18 protein-coding genes are annotated in these 19753 nt (G+C 40.6%); 17 read left to right on the top strand and 1 reads right to left on the bottom strand.

Annotated elements, in window-relative coordinates; translation table 11 throughout:
- The first annotated feature begins 6 nt into the window (after positions 1-6).
- The 5 genes from CEQ21_RS25730 (at position 7) to spoVM (ending at position 4560) form a co-directional block, all read left to right on the top strand.
- Positions 7-765 (top strand): Stp1/IreP family PP2C-type Ser/Thr phosphatase, encoded by a 759-nt coding sequence (locus CEQ21_RS25730; protein ID WP_328593494.1) that lies wholly within the window; start codon positions 7-9, stop codon positions 763-765.
- Positions 762-2762 (top strand): Stk1 family PASTA domain-containing Ser/Thr kinase, encoded by a 2001-nt coding sequence (gene pknB, locus CEQ21_RS25725; protein ID WP_185766991.1) that lies wholly within the window; start codon positions 762-764, stop codon positions 2760-2762. The genes CEQ21_RS25730 and pknB overlap by 4 nt, the downstream gene beginning before the upstream one ends.
- 15 nt (positions 2763-2777) lie before the next feature.
- The gene (gene rsgA, locus CEQ21_RS25720; RefSeq protein WP_185766990.1) at positions 2778-3662 is read left to right on the top strand and encodes a ribosome small subunit-dependent GTPase A; all 885 of its coding nucleotides are present in this window, start codon (positions 2778-2780) and stop codon (positions 3660-3662) included.
- A 69-nt stretch (positions 3663-3731) separates the two neighbouring features.
- Entirely contained in the window at positions 3732-4379 is a 648-nt protein-coding gene (locus tag CEQ21_RS25715) for a thiamine diphosphokinase (protein ID WP_185766989.1), read from the top strand.
- 100 nt (positions 4380-4479) lie between these two features.
- Entirely contained in the window at positions 4480-4560 is an 81-nt protein-coding gene (gene spoVM, locus CEQ21_RS25710) for a stage V sporulation protein SpoVM (RefSeq protein ID WP_032088878.1), read from the top strand.
- Between the two features lie 151 nt (positions 4561-4711).
- On the opposite strand, the gene rpmB is transcribed toward spoVM, so the two are convergent.
- Positions 4712-4900 carry a 50S ribosomal protein L28 gene (gene rpmB / locus CEQ21_RS25705; RefSeq protein ID WP_007087786.1) on the bottom strand — a complete coding sequence of 63 codons (189 nt, stop codon included), beginning with the start codon at positions 4898-4900 and terminating at the stop codon, positions 4712-4714.
- Between the two features lie 439 nt (positions 4901-5339).
- Between rpmB and CEQ21_RS25700 the strand changes: the two genes are divergently transcribed.
- From CEQ21_RS25700 to smc, 12 genes are all read left to right on the top strand, one after another.
- Positions 5340-5702: an Asp23/Gls24 family envelope stress response protein gene (locus CEQ21_RS25700; RefSeq protein WP_127734673.1), complete on the top strand. Its 363-nt coding sequence runs from the start codon at positions 5340-5342 to the stop codon at positions 5700-5702.
- 15 nt (positions 5703-5717) lie between these two features.
- Entirely contained in the window at positions 5718-7397 is a 1680-nt protein-coding gene (locus CEQ21_RS25695; protein WP_185766988.1) for a DAK2 domain-containing protein, read from the top strand.
- Positions 7398-7591: 194 nt separating this feature from the next.
- On the top strand, positions 7592-8254 hold the full coding sequence (sdaAB, locus tag CEQ21_RS25690; RefSeq protein ID WP_185766987.1) for an L-serine ammonia-lyase, iron-sulfur-dependent subunit beta: 663 nt from the start codon (positions 7592-7594) through the stop codon (positions 8252-8254).
- A 17-nt stretch (positions 8255-8271) separates the two neighbouring features.
- Entirely contained in the window at positions 8272-9156 is an 885-nt protein-coding gene (gene sdaAA, locus CEQ21_RS25685; protein ID WP_185766986.1) for an L-serine ammonia-lyase, iron-sulfur-dependent, subunit alpha, read from the top strand.
- Positions 9153-11198 carry an ATP-dependent DNA helicase RecG gene (gene recG / locus CEQ21_RS25680; protein WP_185766985.1) on the top strand — a complete coding sequence of 682 codons (2046 nt, stop codon included), beginning with the start codon at positions 9153-9155 and terminating at the stop codon, positions 11196-11198. The genes sdaAA and recG overlap by 4 nt, the downstream gene beginning before the upstream one ends.
- Positions 11199-11305: 107 nt before the next feature.
- Positions 11306-11872 (top strand): transcription factor FapR, encoded by a 567-nt coding sequence (gene fapR / locus CEQ21_RS25675; RefSeq protein WP_185766984.1) that lies wholly within the window; start codon positions 11306-11308, stop codon positions 11870-11872.
- Between the two features lie 15 nt (positions 11873-11887).
- Entirely contained in the window at positions 11888-12874 is a 987-nt protein-coding gene (plsX, locus tag CEQ21_RS25670; RefSeq protein ID WP_185766983.1) for a phosphate acyltransferase PlsX, read from the top strand.
- Positions 12875-12913: 39 nt separating this feature from the next.
- A complete protein-coding gene (gene fabD, locus CEQ21_RS25665) occupies positions 12914-13858 on the top strand; it encodes an ACP S-malonyltransferase (RefSeq protein WP_185766982.1) in 945 nt (314 codons plus the stop codon).
- Between the two features lies 1 nt (position 13859).
- Positions 13860-14603, top strand: coding sequence for a 3-oxoacyl-[acyl-carrier-protein] reductase (gene fabG / locus CEQ21_RS25660; protein WP_185766981.1), 744 nt, complete (start codon positions 13860-13862; stop codon positions 14601-14603).
- A gap of 151 nt (positions 14604-14754) precedes the next feature.
- Complete coding sequence (locus CEQ21_RS25655; RefSeq protein WP_185766980.1) at positions 14755-14985, top strand: acyl carrier protein; 231 nt, start codon at positions 14755-14757, stop codon at positions 14983-14985.
- 328 nt (positions 14986-15313) lie between these two features.
- A complete protein-coding gene (gene rnc / locus CEQ21_RS25650) occupies positions 15314-16066 on the top strand; it encodes a ribonuclease III (protein WP_185766979.1) in 753 nt (250 codons plus the stop codon).
- Positions 16067-16176: 110 nt separating this feature from the next.
- Positions 16177-19743: a chromosome segregation protein SMC gene (gene smc, locus CEQ21_RS25645; RefSeq protein ID WP_185766978.1), complete on the top strand. Its 3567-nt coding sequence runs from the start codon at positions 16177-16179 to the stop codon at positions 19741-19743.
- The last annotated feature ends 10 nt before the right edge of the window (positions 19744-19753 follow it).

Here is a 19753-nt window from a genome sequence, read left to right as displayed (position 1 = left end):
TAACTTTTGAGTCAAATTTTCATGACAGATAAAGGGAAAGTCAGACAGCATAATGAAGATAGTGGAGCAATTTGTTTTAATAAAGCCGGACAGCGCCTTGCCATCGTAGCAGATGGTATGGGCGGCCACCGTGCCGGTGATGTTGCCAGCCGTCTTACTGTTGAGAAACTTGCCGAATTTTGGGAGAATGCTGAAAATGTAACGACAGCAGATGCGGCAGAAAGCTGGTTAAAATCCAATATCCTTGAGGTCAACAGGATTGTTTTGCGTCATGCAAAAGAAAACCCTGAATGTGAAGGAATGGGAACAACCATTATTGCTGTTATAAGTACAGACAGTTTTTCAACGATTGCTCATGTCGGTGACAGCCGCTGTTATCTTTATAATGAGGACGGCTTTAAACAACTGACAGAGGACCACTCACTTGTAAACGAACTAGTGAGAATGGGGCAAATCACAAAAGAAGATGCAGAGCATCATCCGCGAAAAAATGTTGTATTGCGTGCACTTGGTACAGATGAACAGCTTAATATCGACTTGATTACTATTGTATTTGAGCAAGGAGATGTCATTCTGATTTGTTCTGACGGCTTGTCCAATAAAGTGGGAGATGGAGAATTAGAAGAGGTTCTTCAGGCACCAGAAACTTTGGAAAGAAAAGCAAGCTATTTGATTGAAACAGCCAACAAAAATGGCGGCGAAGATAATATAACAGTTATAATTTTAGAATTTTTTGACGGTGATAAAGCAGGTGAAGCAAAATGATGATAGGCAAAAGGATAAGTGGTCGCTATAAGATTATGGATATGATCGGTGGCGGGGGAATGGCCAATGTTTATCTTGCCCATGATATGATTCTCGACCGGGATGTTGCGGTTAAGATGCTGCGCCTTGATTTTGTCAATGATGAAGAATTTATCCGTCGTTTCCACAGGGAGGCACATTCTGCGACAAGTCTGGCTCACCCTAATATTGTCAATATTTATGATGTTGGAGAAGAGAGAGACATCTATTATATTGTCATGGAATATGTGGCAGGAGACACCTTAAAACAATACATACAAAAACATTCTCCTGTAAAGATTGAAACTGCCATCGATATCATGAGACAGTTGACATCCGGTATTTCTCATGCCCATCAAAACAACATTGTCCACAGGGACATTAAGCCCCATAATATATTAATTGATAACCATGGTCATGTTAAAATTACAGATTTTGGCATTGCGATGGCCTTAAGTGCCACAAGTATCACTCAAACTAATTCTGTTCTTGGCTCGGTGCATTATTTATCGCCAGAACAGGCGCGAGGCGGGATGGCAAATAAAAAATCGGACATATATTCACTTGGAATAGTTATGTTCGAGCTTCTGACAGGAAGGTTGCCATTTTCAGGAGAGTCGGCAGTGTCGATTGCCTTGAAGCATCTACAATCTGAAACGCCGAGTGTTAAAAGATGGAATGACGATGTTCCACAAAGTGTTGAAAATATCGTTTTAAAAGCAACTGCCAAGGATCCTTTTCACCGCTATAGCAGCATGGAGGAAATGGAAGAGGATTTACGGACAGCATTAGAGCCGGAACGGTTAAATGAACCGAAATTTCATGTTCCGATTGACGATGAAGCAACAAAGGCAATCCCGATAATCACTGATGACCGTACTTACCCTAATCTTGATGAAACAATTGTGCATGCAAAAGCGAAGGAAGAAAAACAGGTTAAAGAGGAGCCGAAAGAGAAAGCAGGCAAAGACAAAAAGCAAAAAAAGCCGAAAAAGAAAGGTAAAAAGCTGACAATTGCTTTAGTTTCTACCTTTTTAGTCTTAGTTATTCTCGCTATTCTTTCCGTCACCGTTTTTCCGGCGATGTACATTCCTGATGAAGTGGCTGTTCCTGATGTAACTGGTTCAACCACAGAAGAAGCAATCTCCGAGCTTGAGGCAGCCGGTTTTAAAATTGGGGAAACAAAGACAATGAATGATGAAGATGTGGATGCAGGCACAATCATTCGTACAGCACCAAAAGCCGGGAACAATGCCAAAAAAGGTGCATCAATTACTTTATATGAAAGCTTAGGGAAAGAAAAATACGAGCTTGATGATTATATTGGAAAGTCATATGAAGATGTCGTGAACCTGCTCGAAAAGCAAGGATTTAAAAACATCAGCAAAGTAGAGGAATTCGATGAATCGCAGGAATCAGGAACAATCCTTAAACAGAATTTTGACCAAGGCGATGAAGTAGTTCCTGAAGATGCTGAATTAGAATTTACAATCAGTAAAGGTGCTCAGCTCATTAAGCTAACTGATCTTGCTGGTTATACAAAAAAAGAAGTCAATGATTATATTGATGAACAAGACTTATCTGTAACTTTTACGGAAGAATACAGTGATACTGTTGATGAAGGAAAAGTTATCTCCCAGTCACCAAGCGCGGGTACAAATGTGCGAGTTGGCGCACAGGTTTCTGTTGTGCTTTCAAAGGGTAAGGAAGAAGTGCCACCTAAAGAAGTGACACTAGAACTAACTATTCCATTTGAACCGACTGAAATGACGGAAGACGGACAGCCGCAAGCACAAGAAGTGAAAATATATATTGGTGATTTGGAAAACAATATGACAGAGCCAATTGAGACCCTTTCGATAACTGAAACAACGAAGAAGACAATTACACTGAAAATCCCTGAAGGGGAAAAAGGATATTATCGCGTGCTGCGCGATCAAAGTGTCATCATTGACGAAGAAGTGCCATATCCAGGTTAAGGAGCGTTATAATCTATGCCAGAAGGCAAAATCATTAAAGCATTAAGCGGTTTTTATTATGTGATAAGCGATGGAGAAATCACACAGTGCCGAGGCAGGGGTGTTTTCCGTAAAAATAAAATTACCCCGCTTGTCGGTGATGAAGTGGTATTTCAGGCAGAGAATGAAACAGATGGTTATATATTGGAGGTTAAGGAGCGCAAAAATGAACTAATCAGACCTCCAATTGCCAATGTAGAACAGGCAATTCTTGTGTTTTCCAGTGTTGAGCCAGAGTTCAGTACAGCATTATTAGACCGGTTTCTGACATTGGTTGAATTCAACCGTATCGATCCGCTCATCTGTATCACAAAGATGGATTTAACAACTGATGAAAAGGCAAGCAGAATGAGAGAATTTGCGGATTATTATGAGCAAATTGGCTATAAGGTTGTTCTTACTTCATCAGAAACAGAGCAAGGCATTGAAACGCTGCTCCCAGAACTAAATGGAAAAATATCTGTTTTTGCTGGCCAGTCCGGTGTTGGTAAGTCATCGCTATTAAATGCTATCCGTCCTGATTTAAGCTTGAAAACAGATGAAATTTCATCCCATTTGGGCAGAGGTAAGCATACAACCCGCCATGTGGAGCTTATATCGGTTGGAGACGCGCTTGTAGCAGATACGCCGGGTTTTAGCTCCTTAGAGTTTGAGGACGAAATGGAACTCGAGGATTTGAATTATTGCTTCCCGGAGATTGAAAAGGCGAGCCAGGATTGCAAGTTCAGAGGCTGTTTGCATCTGTCTGAGCCGAAATGTGCTGTTAAGGCAAAGGTTGAGGCGCAAGAAATACAAGAATACCGTTATGACCACTATAAGGACTTCCTGCAAGAGATAAAAGACAGGAAGCCTAAATATTAATCAGGTTAATAAAGAGCTTGGAAGCAATTCCAATGCTCTTTTTTTGATAAAAAAGGAGAGGACAACAGCATGATTATTAATATAATGGCGGCAGGGCCAACAGCATATATTCCATCATTAGATAAGTTTGTAGAAGAAGACAGTAAATGGATAGGTGTTGACAGAGGAGCACTGTATTTAATGAAACGCAATATTCCAATTTTGGCTTCGTTTGGTGACTTCGATTCTGTGAATGATACAGAAAGAGAACAGATTAACAGCTATTCAGACGAAGTACAGCTTTTTAAACCAGAGAAGGATGAAACAGATATGGAGCTCGCCGTTAATTGGGCGATTAGTAAAGGTGCGGAAAAGATCAGGCTCTTTGGAGCAACAGGAGGAAGAATGGATCATACCTTTGCGAACTTGCAGCTGTTGCTTAAATATGTGACAGAAAGTCCTCAAGTGAAGGTGGAAATTATCGATGAAAAAAACACGGTGACAATTGCCACAGCCGGCAGTTATAAATTAAAGAAGGAAGAAGCTATGCCGTATGTTTCCTTTTTTCCGTATGGAACAAAAATTAGTGGTCTAACATTAGAAGGCTTTAAATATCCTTTAATTGATAGGGATCTCCCTGTCAGCAGTACATTGTGCATAAGCAATGAAATTATTGAGGAATATGGTACTTTTTCATTCGTGAGCGGCATATTAATGGTGATAAGGAGTCATGATTAATGATGGAAAAAATAAGTACTCATTTGGATTTTTTGAATAGCATATGTAATGAGTTTAGAGAGATTGAAGTTTTTTGCTAATGTTGAAGGAGGGACTTTTCATGAGATTTTATACCATTAAATTGCCTAAGTTTTTAGGCGGGCTTGTCCGTGCGATGTTAGGAACATTCAAAAAAGAATAGACATTCAGGTTTATTCCTTTTTTTGTACAGACAACCTTCCAACGGTTGTCTGTACAAAACTTGGCTGACTTCATTAAATTTAGACAAAAATAAAAAAGGACAGCAATTTGTCCTTTTTTATTTTTTGGAAGTTAAACTTCCAAAATTCGCATTATACGCGTTCAACTTTACCAGATCTAAGAGCTCTAGCAGATACCCAAACACGTTTAGGCTTACCGTCTACTAAAATACGAACCTTTTGAAGGTTTGCTCCCCAAGTACGCTTGTTAGCATTCATCGCATGGGAACGAGCATTACCTGTAGTTGTTTTCTTTCCAGTTACAACACATTTACGTGGCATGTATATTACCCTCCTTATAACCAAAACTCATCAATAACGAGCTTTATATTCATAGATAGTATTAATCTTGAGAAATATCCTAAATAGTCCTCACAAAGATACTTTAATAATTTATCACACTACGCTCATGATTGCAATAGCTGTAATCGAAGCTTTCAAGAAAAATTCCTTGACATCATGTTTTTTCACCACTTTTTCCCTTGGGCTTTTGCTTGTAAATGACCGTGTATATTATGGAATTCTAGTGAAACAATATTAATAAATTACTTAGATAGAGAACGGTTTATAATAGATGAAAAAGCAAACATCATTGTGTGAAACACAAGCTTGGTAGCGATTAACGCTAATATATAAAAGGTTTTCAACAATAGCTTTCAAAAAGTAGAAGGTTATAGTAAAATGTGATTAGTCAAGGAGCAATTCCAAAGGGGGAACACTCATGTCCATTGAACTAAAAACAAATTTCGGACAAATTGATATTTCAACAGAAGTGATCGCAACAATCGCAGGAGGAGCTGCAATTGATTGCTATGGCATCGTTGGGATGGCGTCTAAAAATCAAATAAAAGATGGATTAACAGATATTTTGCGTAAAGAGAATTTCACTCGCGGAGTAATGGTTCGAAAAGTAGATGACGAAGTGCATATTGATATGTATATAATTGTAAGTTACGGAACGAAAATTTCCGAGGTTGCGCACAATGTTCAATCCAAAGTGAAGTATACACTCAATAAAACAGTTGGACTTGCCGTTGACTCGGTTAATATTTACGTTCAGGGAGTTCGTGTCACGAACCCGTAGTGAGGAGGAAATTCAGTGTCGATTACAGTTTTAGAAGGAAAGCGATTTGCCGAAATGGTAATCCAAGGAGCAAACCATTTATCCTCTAATGCTAATTATGTAGATGCGTTAAATGTATTCCCGGTCCCGGATGGCGATACTGGAACAAATATGAATTTGTCCATGTCATCTGGTGCGAAGGAAGTTCAAAATAATATTCAGTCACATATCGGAAAAGTAGGGCTTTCCCTCTCAAAGGGACTGCTAATGGGAGCAAGAGGGAATTCTGGCGTTATTCTGTCCCAGCTGTTCCGCGGTTTTTCCAAATCCATTGAACAAAAGGACAGCATTACTGCACAAGAGTTCGCCAATGCCCTTCAGTTTGGTGTTGAGACTGCTTATAAAGCAGTGATGAAGCCTGTGGAAGGTACGATTTTGACTGTTGCAAAAGATGCGGCAAAAAAAGCAGTCCAATCAGCAGAGAATAACACTGATATCACTGTAGTAATGGCAGATGTCGTTAAAGAAGCGAAAGCATCCTTAAATAGAACGCCGGATTTGCTTCCTGTTTTGAAGGAAGTAGGAGTTGTTGACAGCGGCGGTCAAGGGCTTGTATTTGTATATGAAGGTTTCTTATCTGTGCTGACTGGAGAAGCGCTGCCAGAGACAACACAGCAAACAGTAACAATGAATGATCTTGTTAATGCAGAACATCATAAAAATGTTCACGGGTTTATGAATACAGAAGATATTGAGTTTGGCTACTGTACAGAATTTATGGTTCGTCTTGAGGAAGATAAGCTTGGAGGCAAGCCATTTTCTGAGGAACAATTCAGACAGGATTTAAGTCAATATGGCGATTCTTTGCTTGTAATTGCAGATGATGAGGTTGTAAAAATACATATCCACTCCAATCAGCCTGGAGAAGTGCTGACATTTGGGCAAAATTATGGAAACCTTATCAAGATGAAAATTGAAAATATGCGTGAACAACACAGCAGTTTGATTGAAGGCTCAAAAGAATCATTTGATGCGCCTCTACCAGCTGTTGAAGAGCAAAAGGAGTACGGTATCGTTACTGTATCAATGGGAAGTGGAATCGCTGATATGTTCCGCAGCATCGGTGCACATAGTGTCATCGAAGGCGGACAAACGATGAATCCGAGCACAGAGGATATTGTTAATGCTGTTAACAAGATAAACGCGAAAAAAGTGTTCATCTTGCCTAACAACAAAAACATTATCATGGCTGCAGAGCAGGCTGCTCAAGTACTAGATGCAGAAGTTGTCGTGATACCGTCTAAAACAGTTCCGCAAGGCATGTCTGCATTGCTTGCCTTCAATCCATCAGGTGATTTGGAGACAAACAAAAAGGGCATGATTGCTGCATTGGAGCATGTTAAAACAGGTCAAATAACATATGCTGTGAGAGATACAAGCATTGACGGTCTTCAAATCGAAACAGGTGATTTCATGGGCATTGCTGATGGTAAGATTGTTGCTAAAAGCAAGGATAAAGCACAATCTGCTAAAGAATTACTCGGCACAATGATTGACGAAGATACCGAAATATTGACAATTATCAAAGGGGAAGAAGCGCTTGAAGAAGAGCTAGAAGCAGTTGTTTCCTTTGTAGAAGAAAATTATGAAGACGTGGAAGTAGAAGTGCATGACGGCAAACAGCCGCTTTATTCCTTTATTTTCTCTGTTGAATAAATAAAAAAAACCACTGTCACAGGCAGTGGTTTTCTTCTATTTAATGGTAACAATTAAAAAAGTTGAAAATATCAGCGGATAAGCATAAGCTATGTTATTATATTAAAAGAATTTAGCTTTTTACGCTTTTTATAATATAGATTACGTTAGTTAGATTTGCAGGACAGAGTCGTTTTTAAGGGAGAGTTATTTATATGAAATATAAAAGCGTTTTTGATATTATCGGGCCAGTTATGATTGGTCCATCGAGCTCGCATACAGCAGGTGCTGCACGAATTGGCAGGGTTGCACGAAGCTTGTTTGAAAGGCAGCCCAAATGGGTCGATGTCCACCTGTACGGGTCTTTTGCTGAAACATACAAAGGGCATGGAACAGATGTAGCTATTATCGGAGGAATCCTTGATTTTGATACATTTGATGAGAGAATCAAAACATCCCTTGAATTGGCTGAGCAAAGAGGCATAAAGGTAGTGTTCCATTTGGAGGAAGCGATTCCTGAACACCCGAACACAGCTAAAGTTCGCGTTGGTGATGAGGATGGTGAACTAGAGCTTGTCGGCATCTCGATCGGCGGCGGAAAAATCGAAATCACCGAACTTAACGGATTTCAGCTCAAGCTTTCAGGACATCATCCAGCTATTCTTGTTGTCCATAATGACCGTTTTGGTGCTATTGCAAAAGTGTCCAATGTACTTGCCAAATATGAAATTAATATCGGGCATATGGAAGTTAGCAGAAAAGAAAAAGGAAAACTCGCACTTATGACGATTGAGGTCGATCAGAATATAGAAGAAAAAATATTAAAAGAAATCGAAGCCCTTGACGGAATGGAGAAGGTTACGAGAATAGTTGATTAAGGTTAGGGGGAAAAACAATGTTTCGAAATGTAGCGGAACTTGTGGAAATGGCAAACAGTCAAAATAAGCCTATTTCCGAAATAATGATTGAGCAAGAAGTAGAAGTGACAGGTAAAACACGGGCACAAATCATCGCACAGATGGATACTAATTTAACTGTCATGGAGCAAGCGGTTGAACGAGGACTTAATGGAGTTGTGTCCCATTCAGGATTGACTGGCGGCGACGCTGTGCTTCTTCAGGCATATATTAAGAAGGGGAATTTCCTGACAGGCGAAGTGATTTTAGACGCAGTCAGCAAAGCAGTTGCCACAAATGAGGTTAATGCAGCGATGGGCATGATTTGTGCCACACCGACTGCAGGATCTGCTGGAGTTGTGCCGGGAACGTTATTTGCAGTAAAAAATAAACTAAATCCAACAAGAGAGCAGATGCTTAACTTCTTGTTTACGTCAGGTGCATTTGGTTTTGTTGTTGCAAACAATGCCTCTATTTCTGGTGCTGCAGGAGGCTGCCAAGCAGAAGTAGGCTCAGCAGCAGGAATGGCAGCGGCAGCGATTGTGGAAATGGCTGGAGGCACACCTGAGCAAAGTGCCAATGCAATGGCGATAACGTTAAAGAATATGCTTGGATTAGTATGTGACCCTGTGGCGGGACTTGTTGAGGTTCCATGTGTAAAAAGAAATGCGATGGGCGCAGCAAACGCGATGGTTGCTGCAGATATGGCACTTGCAGGCATTACTAGCCGCATACCGTGCGACGAGGTAATTGATGCAATGTACAGAATCGGATTAAGCATGCCATCTGCATTAAGAGAAACAGCGCAAGGAGGGTTGGCAGCAACACCAACTGGCCGGAGACTGGAAGCAGAAATCTTTGGGAATGCTGCAGCAGGAAAGTGAATAAATTAAATCTTCCATTGGATCATCTGAAAGGTATAGGACCGGAGACGAAAAAACAGCTTGAAGAAATGCGAATTAACACTATATATGATTTGCTTGAATATTTCCCATACCGTTATGAGGACTTTCGTGTCCGCAACCCAGAAGATATGAAGCATGAAGAAAAGGTAACAGTAGAAGGGAAGGTTCATAGTGAACCTTCCCTTGTCTTTCACGGGCGCAAAAAATCGAGGCTGACGGTGAAAGTGCTGATTGGCAATATTCTGATCAGTGCCGTGTTTTTCAATCAGCATTACTTGAAAAGCAAGCTGGCACTTGGTGAGTTAGTAACAGTAACAGGTAAATGGGATCAGCACAGACAAACAATTACGGCAACACATCTACAAGTTGGCAGCAATCAGAAAGGACAGGACTTCGAGCCTGTTTATACGGTAAGAGGAAGCATAACAGTTAAAGCATTACGAAAATACATTTCAGCAGCACTAACACAATTTGGCCAGGATATCGAGGAAGTGTTTCCAGATTCATTACTGGCAAAATATAAGCTTATGAAAAGGAATGAAGCCTTAGGAATCATTCATTTTCCGCCTAACCGTGAGGAGCTGAAGCTTGCGAGAAGACGGTTTGTCTATGAGGAGTTCCTGCTTTTTCAATTAAAAATGCAGGCACTTCGTAAGCATGAAAGGGAAAACTCCAAAGGAATGGTGCAGGAATATCATCTTGAGAAGCTGTTGGAGTTCATAAACGGCTTGCCATTTCCTTTGACAAACGCACAGAAAAGGGTTGTCAATGAGATACTGAAGGATATGAAAAGTCCCTATCGTATGAACAGGCTCCTGCAAGGGGATGTTGGTTCAGGAAAAACAGTCGTTGCGGCAATAGTACTATATGCAACAATTCTTGCAGGACATCAGGGGGCATTGATGGTGCCGACAGAAATACTCGCAGAGCAGCATGCAGAATCACTTACTGCCATGTTTACTAAAATAGGTATCCGTTGTGCATTGTTGACAAGCTCGGTAAAAGGGAAAAGAAGGAGAGAGCTGTTAAGTGAGCTGAAGGAAGGGCATATCCAAATCTTAATCGGTACACATGCCCTTATACAGGATGAGGTGGAATTCCAATCACTAGGGCTAGTTATAACAGACGAGCAGCATCGCTTCGGTGTCGGACAGCGCAGAGTTCTTAGAGAAAAGGGTGAAAGTCCTGATGTTCTGTTCATGACAGCAACACCAATTCCAAGGACACTTGCCATAACTGCCTTCGGTGAAATGGATGTAAGTATTATTGATGAAATGCCGGCAGGGCGAAAAACAATTGAAACATATTGGGTTAAGCATGATATGCTAACACGTATTCTTCAGTTTATGGAAAAAGAACTATCTCAAGGAAGACAAGCATACGTTATTTGTCCGCTGATTGAGGAATCGGAAAAATTGGACGTCCAAAATGCGATGGATGTTCATGCAACATTGGCGACATTCTTTCAAGGTCGGTATAAAGTTGGACTCATGCACGGTAAACTGCCGGCAGATGAAAAGGATGCTATCATGAAGGAGTTTAGTGAGAATTCGACGCAAATTCTTGTCAGCACAACAGTAGTCGAGGTTGGGGTGAATGTACCGAATTCTACGTTTATGCTTATTTATGATGCTGAAAGATTCGGATTATCACAGCTTCACCAGCTAAGGGGACGAGTCGGCAGAGGCGACGCCCAATCGTATTGTGTGCTTATAGCAGATCCGAAAACAGAGGTTGGGAAAGAACGGATGAAAATCATGACAGAAACAAACGATGGGTTTGTTTTGAGTGAGAAGGATTTAGAGCTGAGAGGTCCTGGTGACTTTTTTGGAAGAAAGCAAAGTGGTGTGCCAGAATTTAAAATGGCCGATATGGTTCATGATTATCGCATCTTGGAAACGGCCCGAACGGACGCGGTTGTCCTTGTGGAATCAAAGGCATTTTGGGAGTCTGACGAGTATCGCCATTTACGAGGATTACTTGAAGATACCGGCGTAATGTCTGGTGAAAAGCTGGATTAATCAATAAATGGAGAAGGGAGAATGCAAACTTACAGCTTGCATTCTCCCTTTTATTTATTATATACTACTATTAGTACCTAGTCTTAATAGTGCGGACGGTGTTGCATATGAGAAGAAGCAAAAAAGAACGGCAATCATTATTAGTACAAACAATTAAGGAAACACCATTTATAACAGATGAGGAATTGGCAGAGAAATTTTCAGTCAGTGTCCAAACAATAAGGCTCGATCGTTTGGAATTATCCATTCCCGAATTACGGGAGCGGATAAAAACGGTTGCGAAGAAAACACTAGAAGATGAAGTGAAATCCTTGCCTATAGAAGAAGTCATTGGTGAAATTATAGATGTCGAGTTAGACAGCTCTGCCATATCCATGCTGCAAATAATGCCAGAGCATGTTTTTAAACGAAATGGAATTGCGCGGGGACACCATTTGTTTGCACAGGCGAATTCCTTGGCTGTCGCTCTAATAGATGACGATTTGGCTCTTACCGCTAAAGCGAATATTCACTTTACTTCATCAGTTAAATTAGGTGAACGTATTATAGCGAAAGCAAAAGTGATGAATATTGAGGAGAAAAGCGGCAGAACGACAGTGGAAGTTAGCAGCTTTGTGCAATCAGAGCTTGTATTTAAAGGACATTTTGAAATGTATCGGTCGAAAAATAAATAATTGGGAGTAATTATTATGAGAATTGCCTTAGATGCAATGGGCGGAGATAACGCACCAAAGGAAATTGTCGCAGGTGCCATAAAAGCTGTACAAGCATTCCCTGATATCGAAATACTGCTTGTCGGTAACGAAAAGCAAATTAATTCTTATTTAACAGACAAGACAAGAATATCAGTTTTACATACAGAAGAACAAATCCTTGCAACAGATGAACCTGCACGAGCTGTGCGCAGAAAGAAAGATGCCAGCATGGTCTTATGTGCGAATGAAGTAAAAGAAAAAAGAGCAGATGCCTTTATATCTGCAGGGAATACGGGAGCATTGATGGCAACAGGACTTTTTGTTGTCGGCAGAATTAACGGCATTGAAAGGCCAGCGTTAGCGCCGACATTGCCAACAATTAGCGGAGCTGGCTTTTTGCTTCTTGATGTTGGTGCGAATGTAGATGCCAAACCTGAGCATTTAGTGCAATACGGCATAATGGGAAGCATATACATGGAAAAGGCACTTGGAATAGAAAATCCTCGAGTCGGATTGCTTAACATTGGAACAGAAGAGAAAAAGGGGAATGAGCTGACGAAGAAAACCTTCGAGGAGCTGAAAAACGCCCCCGTTAACTTTATCGGGAATGTGGAAGCAAGAGACTTGCTTGACGGTGTCTGTGATGTTGTTGTAACGGACGGATTTACTGGAAACATGGTGCTTAAGACAATTGAAGGAACAGCCCTGTCCATGTTTAAAATGCTGAAAGAAGTTATGACGAGCAGTTTAAAAACAAAGCTTGGTGCTGGGATGATGAAGCCTCAGCTTAAAGGGCTAAAAAATAAACTGGATTACTCAGAGTACGGCGGTGCAGCATTGTTTGGTTTAAACGCGCCTGTCATTAAAGCGCACGGTTCCTCTGACAGTAATGCTATCTATAATGCAATCAGACAGACAAGAGATGTCGTTAAGTCTGAAGTGATCGGCACGATTAAGACAACAATTGAAAATGAAGGTTAATGCTTTTTAAGGCATTCATATGGAAAGGAAAGATGATTTATGAGTAAAATAGCTTTTGTATTTCCAGGTCAAGGCTCGCAGGCGGTTGGAATGGGCAAGGATCTTGCTGCAAATTTTGAGCCAGCTAAAGAAATTTTCCAAAAGGCTGATGAAAGATTAGGGTTTTCATTGTCATCTGTTATTTTCGAGGGTCCGAAAGAAGAGTTGACTTTAACAGAAAACACACAGCCTGCGCTGCTTTCAGCAAGTACAGCACTGCTTGAGCATTTTAAACAGCATGGCATTAAGGCGGATTTTGTAGCAGGACATAGCTTAGGTGAATATTCTGCTTTAGTCGCTGCTAATGTTCTTTCTTTTGAAGATGCTGTATATGCTGTCCGTAAAAGAGGGGAATATATGCAGGAAGCTGTACCTTTCGGTCAAGGTGCAATGGCAGCAGTACTGGGCTTAGAGCGCAGCAAGCTTGCAGAAGTTACAAATGCTGTATCGAATGAAGGAAACTCCGTTCAGCTTGCTAACTTGAATTGCCCTGGGCAAATTGTCATTTCTGGGACTGTTAAAGGCGTTGAGCTTGCTTCTGAGCAAGCGAAGGCTGCTGGAGCGAAACGAGCAATTCCGTTAGAAGTAAGCGGTCCGTTCCATTCAGAGCTTATGAAGCCAGCGGCAGATAAGTTTTCAGCTGTTTTAGATGAACTTTCTATGAATAATGCAGAAATACCTGTTATCGCAAACGTAACGGCAACACCAGTATCAGATTCAGGTGATATCAAGAATAAATTGATTGAACAGCTATATTCATCTGTACTTTGGGAAGATTCTGTCCAAAAGATGATTGAATTAGGTGTTGATACATTTATTGAAATCGGACCTGGAAAAGTATTGGCAGGTTTGGTGAAGAAAATTGATCGTAATGTGCGAATCTATTCTGTATACGATGAGGAAACGAGCAATAGTGTTGCTGCAGCGTTAAAAGGAGACGAATAATATGAAATTAGATGGCAAAACAGCATTAGTTACAGGCGGTTCAAGAGGAATTGGCCGTGCGATTGCTTTAAAGCTTGCAAAAGAGGGCGCTAACGTAGCTGTCAATTATGCGGGAAGTGCTGCATTGGCAAATGAAGTTGTCGAGGAAATCAAACAGCTTGGCAAAGATGCAATTGCGATTCAATGTGATGTATCAAACGGTGAATCTGTAGCTAATATGATTAAGGAAACAATAGATCATTTTGGAAGTTTAGATATCCTTGTAAACAATGCAGGTATCACAAGAGATAACTTGTTGATGCGCATGAAAGAAGCAGAGTGGGATGATGTTATCAACACGAACTTAAAAGGCGTGTTCCATTGCACAAAGGCAGTAACTAGACAAATGATGAAGCAAAGAAAAGGAAGAATCATCAACATTACTTCAATCGTTGGTGTGACAGGTAATCCAGGTCAAGCAAACTATGTAGCAGCAAAAGCAGGAGTAATCGGATTAACGAAAACAACTGCTAAAGAGCTTGCGGCAAGAAATATTACAGTAAATGCTGTCGCTCCTGGATTCATTACGACAGATATGACAGATAAATTACCGGAAGATGTGAAAAACGCCATGCTTTCCCAAATTCCGCTTGCAAAATTTGGGGAGCCTGATGATATTGCTAATGCTGTTGTCTATTTAGCATCTGATGAGAGCAACTATATTACAGGGCAAACAATCCATATTGATGGTGGAATGTACATGTAATAAAACGAAAAATATGCCGTATAAATAAAAATTGATACTTCAAGAAATACTTATTTTAATAAGTTATTCGGCATATTTTTCATTTGTAATAAAAAGAGCATTTATTATTTGTTCAAAATGCTCTATAATCATTTGAGGGGAGGTGACATTAATGTCTGATGTATTAGAACGCGTAACGAAAATCGTTGTTGATCGTCTTGGTGTGGAAGAGTCTGAAGTTAAACCTGAAGCTTCTTTCAAAGACGACCTAGGAGCAGATTCTCTTGATGTAGTTGAACTTGTTATGGAACTTGAAGATGAGTTTGATATGGAGATTTCTGACGACGATGCTGAAAAGATTGTAACAGTAGGAGATGCTGTTAATTACATAGGTAATCGTTAATCCAACCAATAAAAGCTCCGTTAACAGCGGAGCTTTTAGATTGCAAAAAAACAGGGATGTGCGGTGCTTTTTTCATTGTTTGCATGATTAGATATACAACTGTGTTTAATGTAAAAACGGTCCTGCCTTATGAGAAAAAGACTGGTAAATCGCTGCAAGTTAGTTTAAAATAGTAAGGATTTAAAACCATAAACAGTAATAAAGACGGCAGCCTATCTGAAAAGAAACGGCTTGGAGAGAAAAAAACTTTCCAAGTTTCTTTGCGTTTTTTATCTGTTTTACTTAAACTTATTATGATATGTAAACTTAGTGCTAAGGTGGAGGCAAAATGCGAGGCAACGGAAAAGACAAGAGACAAATACGTCCAAATGATAAAAAATTAAAAGAATTGCAAGAAAATTTAAGCATCCAGTTTGAAAATGAAAAATTACTGAAACAAGCATTCACTCATTCATCATATGTGAATGAGCATCGTAGAAAGCCTCATGAAGATAATGAAAGACTTGAATTTCTTGGAGATGCTGTATTAGAGCTTACTGTTTCTCAATTTCTTTTCAAGAAATTCCCGATGATGAGCGAAGGCGAGCTGACAAAGCTTCGAGCAGCGATTGTTTGTGAACCATCACTAGTATCTTTTGCGAATGATCAATCATTCGGCAAATTTGTCTTGCTCGGAAAGGGTGAGGAAATGACAGGAGGACGAGCTCGTCCAGCTCTTCTCGCAGATGTTTTTGAGGCATTTATCGGAGCTCTTTACCTTGATCAAGGACTGGAAAAGGTAGTTTCCTTCCTAGAAAAAGTTGTGTTTCCGAAAATAAATTCCGGTGCTTTTTCTCATGTGATGGATTTCAAGAGTCAGCTTCAGGAATTTGTCCAAAGGGATGCAGTTGGAACAATTTCCTATAGAATTCTGCAGGAAAAGGGACCAGCCCATAACAGAGAATTCGTTTCTCAAGTGTTCTTGAATGAAATGGAATTAGGGACTGGTACAGGACGTTCCAAAAAAGAAGCAGAACAGCATGCAGCACAGATGTCGCTTACTATGCTGAAAACAAAAGATGCTAAGCCAGACGAAAAATAAGAAAGCATCCGTTGGAGAAAGCGAAATCACTGTTGATTCTTCTGCTTTCTTATAACCAAACGACAGCTAGAGATGATGCGAAATAGTAAAGGGGTTAGGAGGTGAGGTAGGTGTTTTTAAAACGGTTAGATGTAATCGGTTTTAAATCATTTGCTGATCGAATTGCAGTAGATTTTGTCCCAGGAGTCACCGCAGTAGTGGGACCGAATGGAAGCGGAAAAAGCAATATTACAGACGCGATACGCTGGGTGTTGGGAGAACAATCTGCCAAAAGCCTCAGAGGCAGTAAAATGGAGGATGTCATTTTTTCTGGAAGTGATTCGAGAAAAGCGGTCAACTTCGCGGAAGTGACATTAACGCTTGAAAATGAGGACCAGTTCCTTCCGCTTGATTACAATGAGGTGAGCGTAACCAGACGGGTGTATCGCTCAGGGGAAAGCGAATATCTTATTAATAAGCAATCATGCAGGTTAAAGGATATCGTTGAATTGTTTATGGATTCTGGGCTTGGCAGAGAAGCATTTTCTATCATCAGCCAAGGAAAAGTCGAGGAAATCCTCAACAGTAAAGCAGAGGAACGCCGTGCCATCTTTGAGGAAGCAGCAGGTGTGCTTAAATACAAAACACGCAAAAAGAAGGCAGAAGGCAAGCTTATTGAAACACAGGAAAACTTGAACAGAGTCAATGATATCCTCCATGAACTCGAAGGACAGGTAGAACCACTGAAAATTCAAAGCTCTATGGCTAAGGAATATCTTGATCATAAGGAAAATCTTGAACAAATTGAAGTTGCCCTGATGGTTCATGATATAGAGGAAGCTCATCAGAAATATGAGGCAGTTTCCGCCCAGCTTGAAAGCTATAAGGAAAAGGAACTTAATCTCCTCTCCACACTGCAAAGCAAGGAAGCTAAAATGGAGGAATGGAAGAACGATGTGGCTGCATTGGATGAATCCATCAACGACCTCCAACAGGTTCTTTTGCTTGTTAGTGAAGAGCTTGAAAAGCTTGAAGGAAGAAAAGAAGTACTGAAAGAACGCAAAAAAAACGCAGTACAAAACAGAGGTCAGCTTGAAAAAAGCAAGGAAGAGCTTGAAGAAAAAGTGGTAGCTTTAAAGCTGCAAAAAGCGGAGCATCTTCAATCAGTTAATCAGTTAAGTCTTGAGGCAAAACAGATCGAAGAAGAGCTAAAGGCTAATGAAAAGAAAATGCAGCTTTTTAGCGTCAATCTGGAAGAAAAAATCGAATCACTAAAAAGTGATTATATTGAGCTTTTAAATGAGCAGGCTGCCGCAAAAAACGAAAGCAGCTACATTACCCAGCAGCTCGAAAGTCAAAACAGAAAAACGTCCCTTCTTGATGAAGATAATGAAAAGTATACTTCAGAGAGAATGCGGATAAATTCAGACAAAGCACGCGTTTCTGCAGTTTTAGCAGGATTGGAAAAAGAGCTTGCACACTCGGCAAATGACTACAAGCAAAAACAGCAATCAGTTGATGAAATGCATGCTAAAGTGCAAAAAATTGAAAAATCGTTATACCAGTCCTATCAATTCATTCAGCAGGCAAAATCAAGAAAAGAGATGCTTGAAGAACTTGAGGACGACTATGCTGGCTTTTTCCAAGGTGTTAAAGAAGTATTGAAGGCAAGAAGCAAAGGGCTTGACGGCATACATGGCGCTGTCGCTGAATTGATGAATGTGCCAAAGGAATATAACGTTAGTATTGAAATTGCCCTTGGAGGGAGCATGCAGAATCTAGTTGTTGAAACAGAGCAGCATGCACGCCAGGCAATTTCCTATTTGAAAAAGAACGGCTACGGCAGAGCGACATTCTTGCCAATGAGCATTATTAAAGGCAAGAGATTGTCTGATTCTCAAGCCCGTTCCATTCAAGAGCATCCTTCTTTTATAGGAGTAGCTGCAGACTTAATCTCTTTTGATGCAAAGTATCAAGAAATTATGGGAAGCTTACTTGGAAATGTCGTTATCACAAAAGACCTGAAAGGTGCCAATGAAATGGCAAGAACGCTACAATACCGCTCAAGGTTTGTAACGCTTGAAGGAGAAATAGTGAATCCTGGCGGTTCGATGACTGGTGGAGCTGTTAAACAAAAATCAACAAGCATTCTAACAAGAAAAGGCGAGCTTGAGGACTTAAAGGCAAAAATCTTTGAGATGGAGAAGTCGTCACTTAAATTAGAAGACCAGTTGAAAAAAGGCAAAACTACCTCCCAAACGGAAACGGCAGCATTAGAAGAGTTAAGACTAAAGCAAGAGGATATCCGTTACTCCTTGCAAACAAGTAAAGATGAACTAAAAGAGATTGAGTTTGACGAAAGAGCAATGAATGAAAAGCTGTCACAATATGACCGAAATAAGGCTGATTATCTCGATGAACAGCAGTCTTTAAAAGACAGGCAGCAAATACTGCTGGAAAAGCTTGAAGACTTTGTCCGTAAGATTCAGGCGCTTGAGCAGGAAATTGCTCAATTGACAGAACAGAAAAACCAGCAGAGTCATTCAAGAGAACAGGTTGCAGAACTAATTGGAGAAAAGCGTGTTGCATTTGCCGCTAAGAAAGAGCAATTAGCACATGCTGCAGAAAAGCTAAGTAATGTAACTTCTGAATTAGAAATATCTGAAGCTAAATGGAAGCTTGTGAAAGAAGATTTAGAGCTGTTAACCTCTGAGATGACAAATAGCCATTCCGGTGAAGAGCAGCTTGAGGATGCTGCTGTTAAAAAACAGCAAGAAAAGACGGCTGCTATTCAACTAATTGGGGAGCGTCGTGCCGAACGTCTCCAACTGCAGATGCAGCTTGACGAGATGGATCTTGATGTGAAAGAAACCCGCCGTATCCACCGTGGTATCGTACAAGCCTTAAAGGATGAAGAGGTAAAGCTTAACAGGATTGATGTGGAGCTAGATACACGCCTGTCGAACTTGAGGGAAGAGTACATGATGTCATTTGAGGGTGCGAAGGAGGAATATCCTTTAACATTGGATTTAGAGGACGCTCGCAAAAAAGTGAAGCTGATAAAGTTGGCAATGGAAGAGCTTGGAACAGTCAATCTTGGTGCCATTGAGGAATACGAAAGGATATCGGAAAGATATGATTTCCTTCTTGAGCAAAAGACAGACCTGGAGGAAGCAAAGGATACTCTTTACCTCGTAATCGACGAAATGGATGACGAGATGAAAAAACGGTTCCAGCAAACCTTCGAGGGAATTCAGTCCCATTTTGAAGGTGTGTTTCAGCGCCTGTTTGGCGGCGGTCACGCAGCACTACGCTTAACTAACCCAGATGATTTACTGAACACAGGTGTCGATATTGTAGCACAGCCACCAGGGAAAAAACTGCAAAACTTAAGCCTGTTATCAGGTGGAGAAAGAGCCTTGACTGCCATTGCTTTGTTGTTTGCAATCTTAAAGGTGCGGCCAGTTCCTTTCTGTATTCTTGATGAGGTAGAGGCGGCACTTGATGAAGCGAATGTTTTCAGATTCAGCTCCTATTTAAAAGCATACAGCGATGAGACGCAATTCATTGTCATTACACATCGCAAAGGAACAATGGAAGAGGCTGACGTGCTGTACGGCGTAACAATGCAAGAATCTGGAGTATCCAGACTTGTTTCTGTTCGGTTAAGTGAAACAAGTGAGCTTGTTGCAACATAATTAATCAATA

The organism is Niallia circulans (assembly GCF_007273535.1).
In the GTDB taxonomy this organism is placed as follows: domain Bacteria; phylum Bacillota; class Bacilli; order Bacillales; family Cytobacillaceae; genus Niallia; species Niallia circulans_B.
Note: the sequence above shows the minus strand (reverse complement) of the source record. Positions and strands in the feature narration are given on the sequence as shown.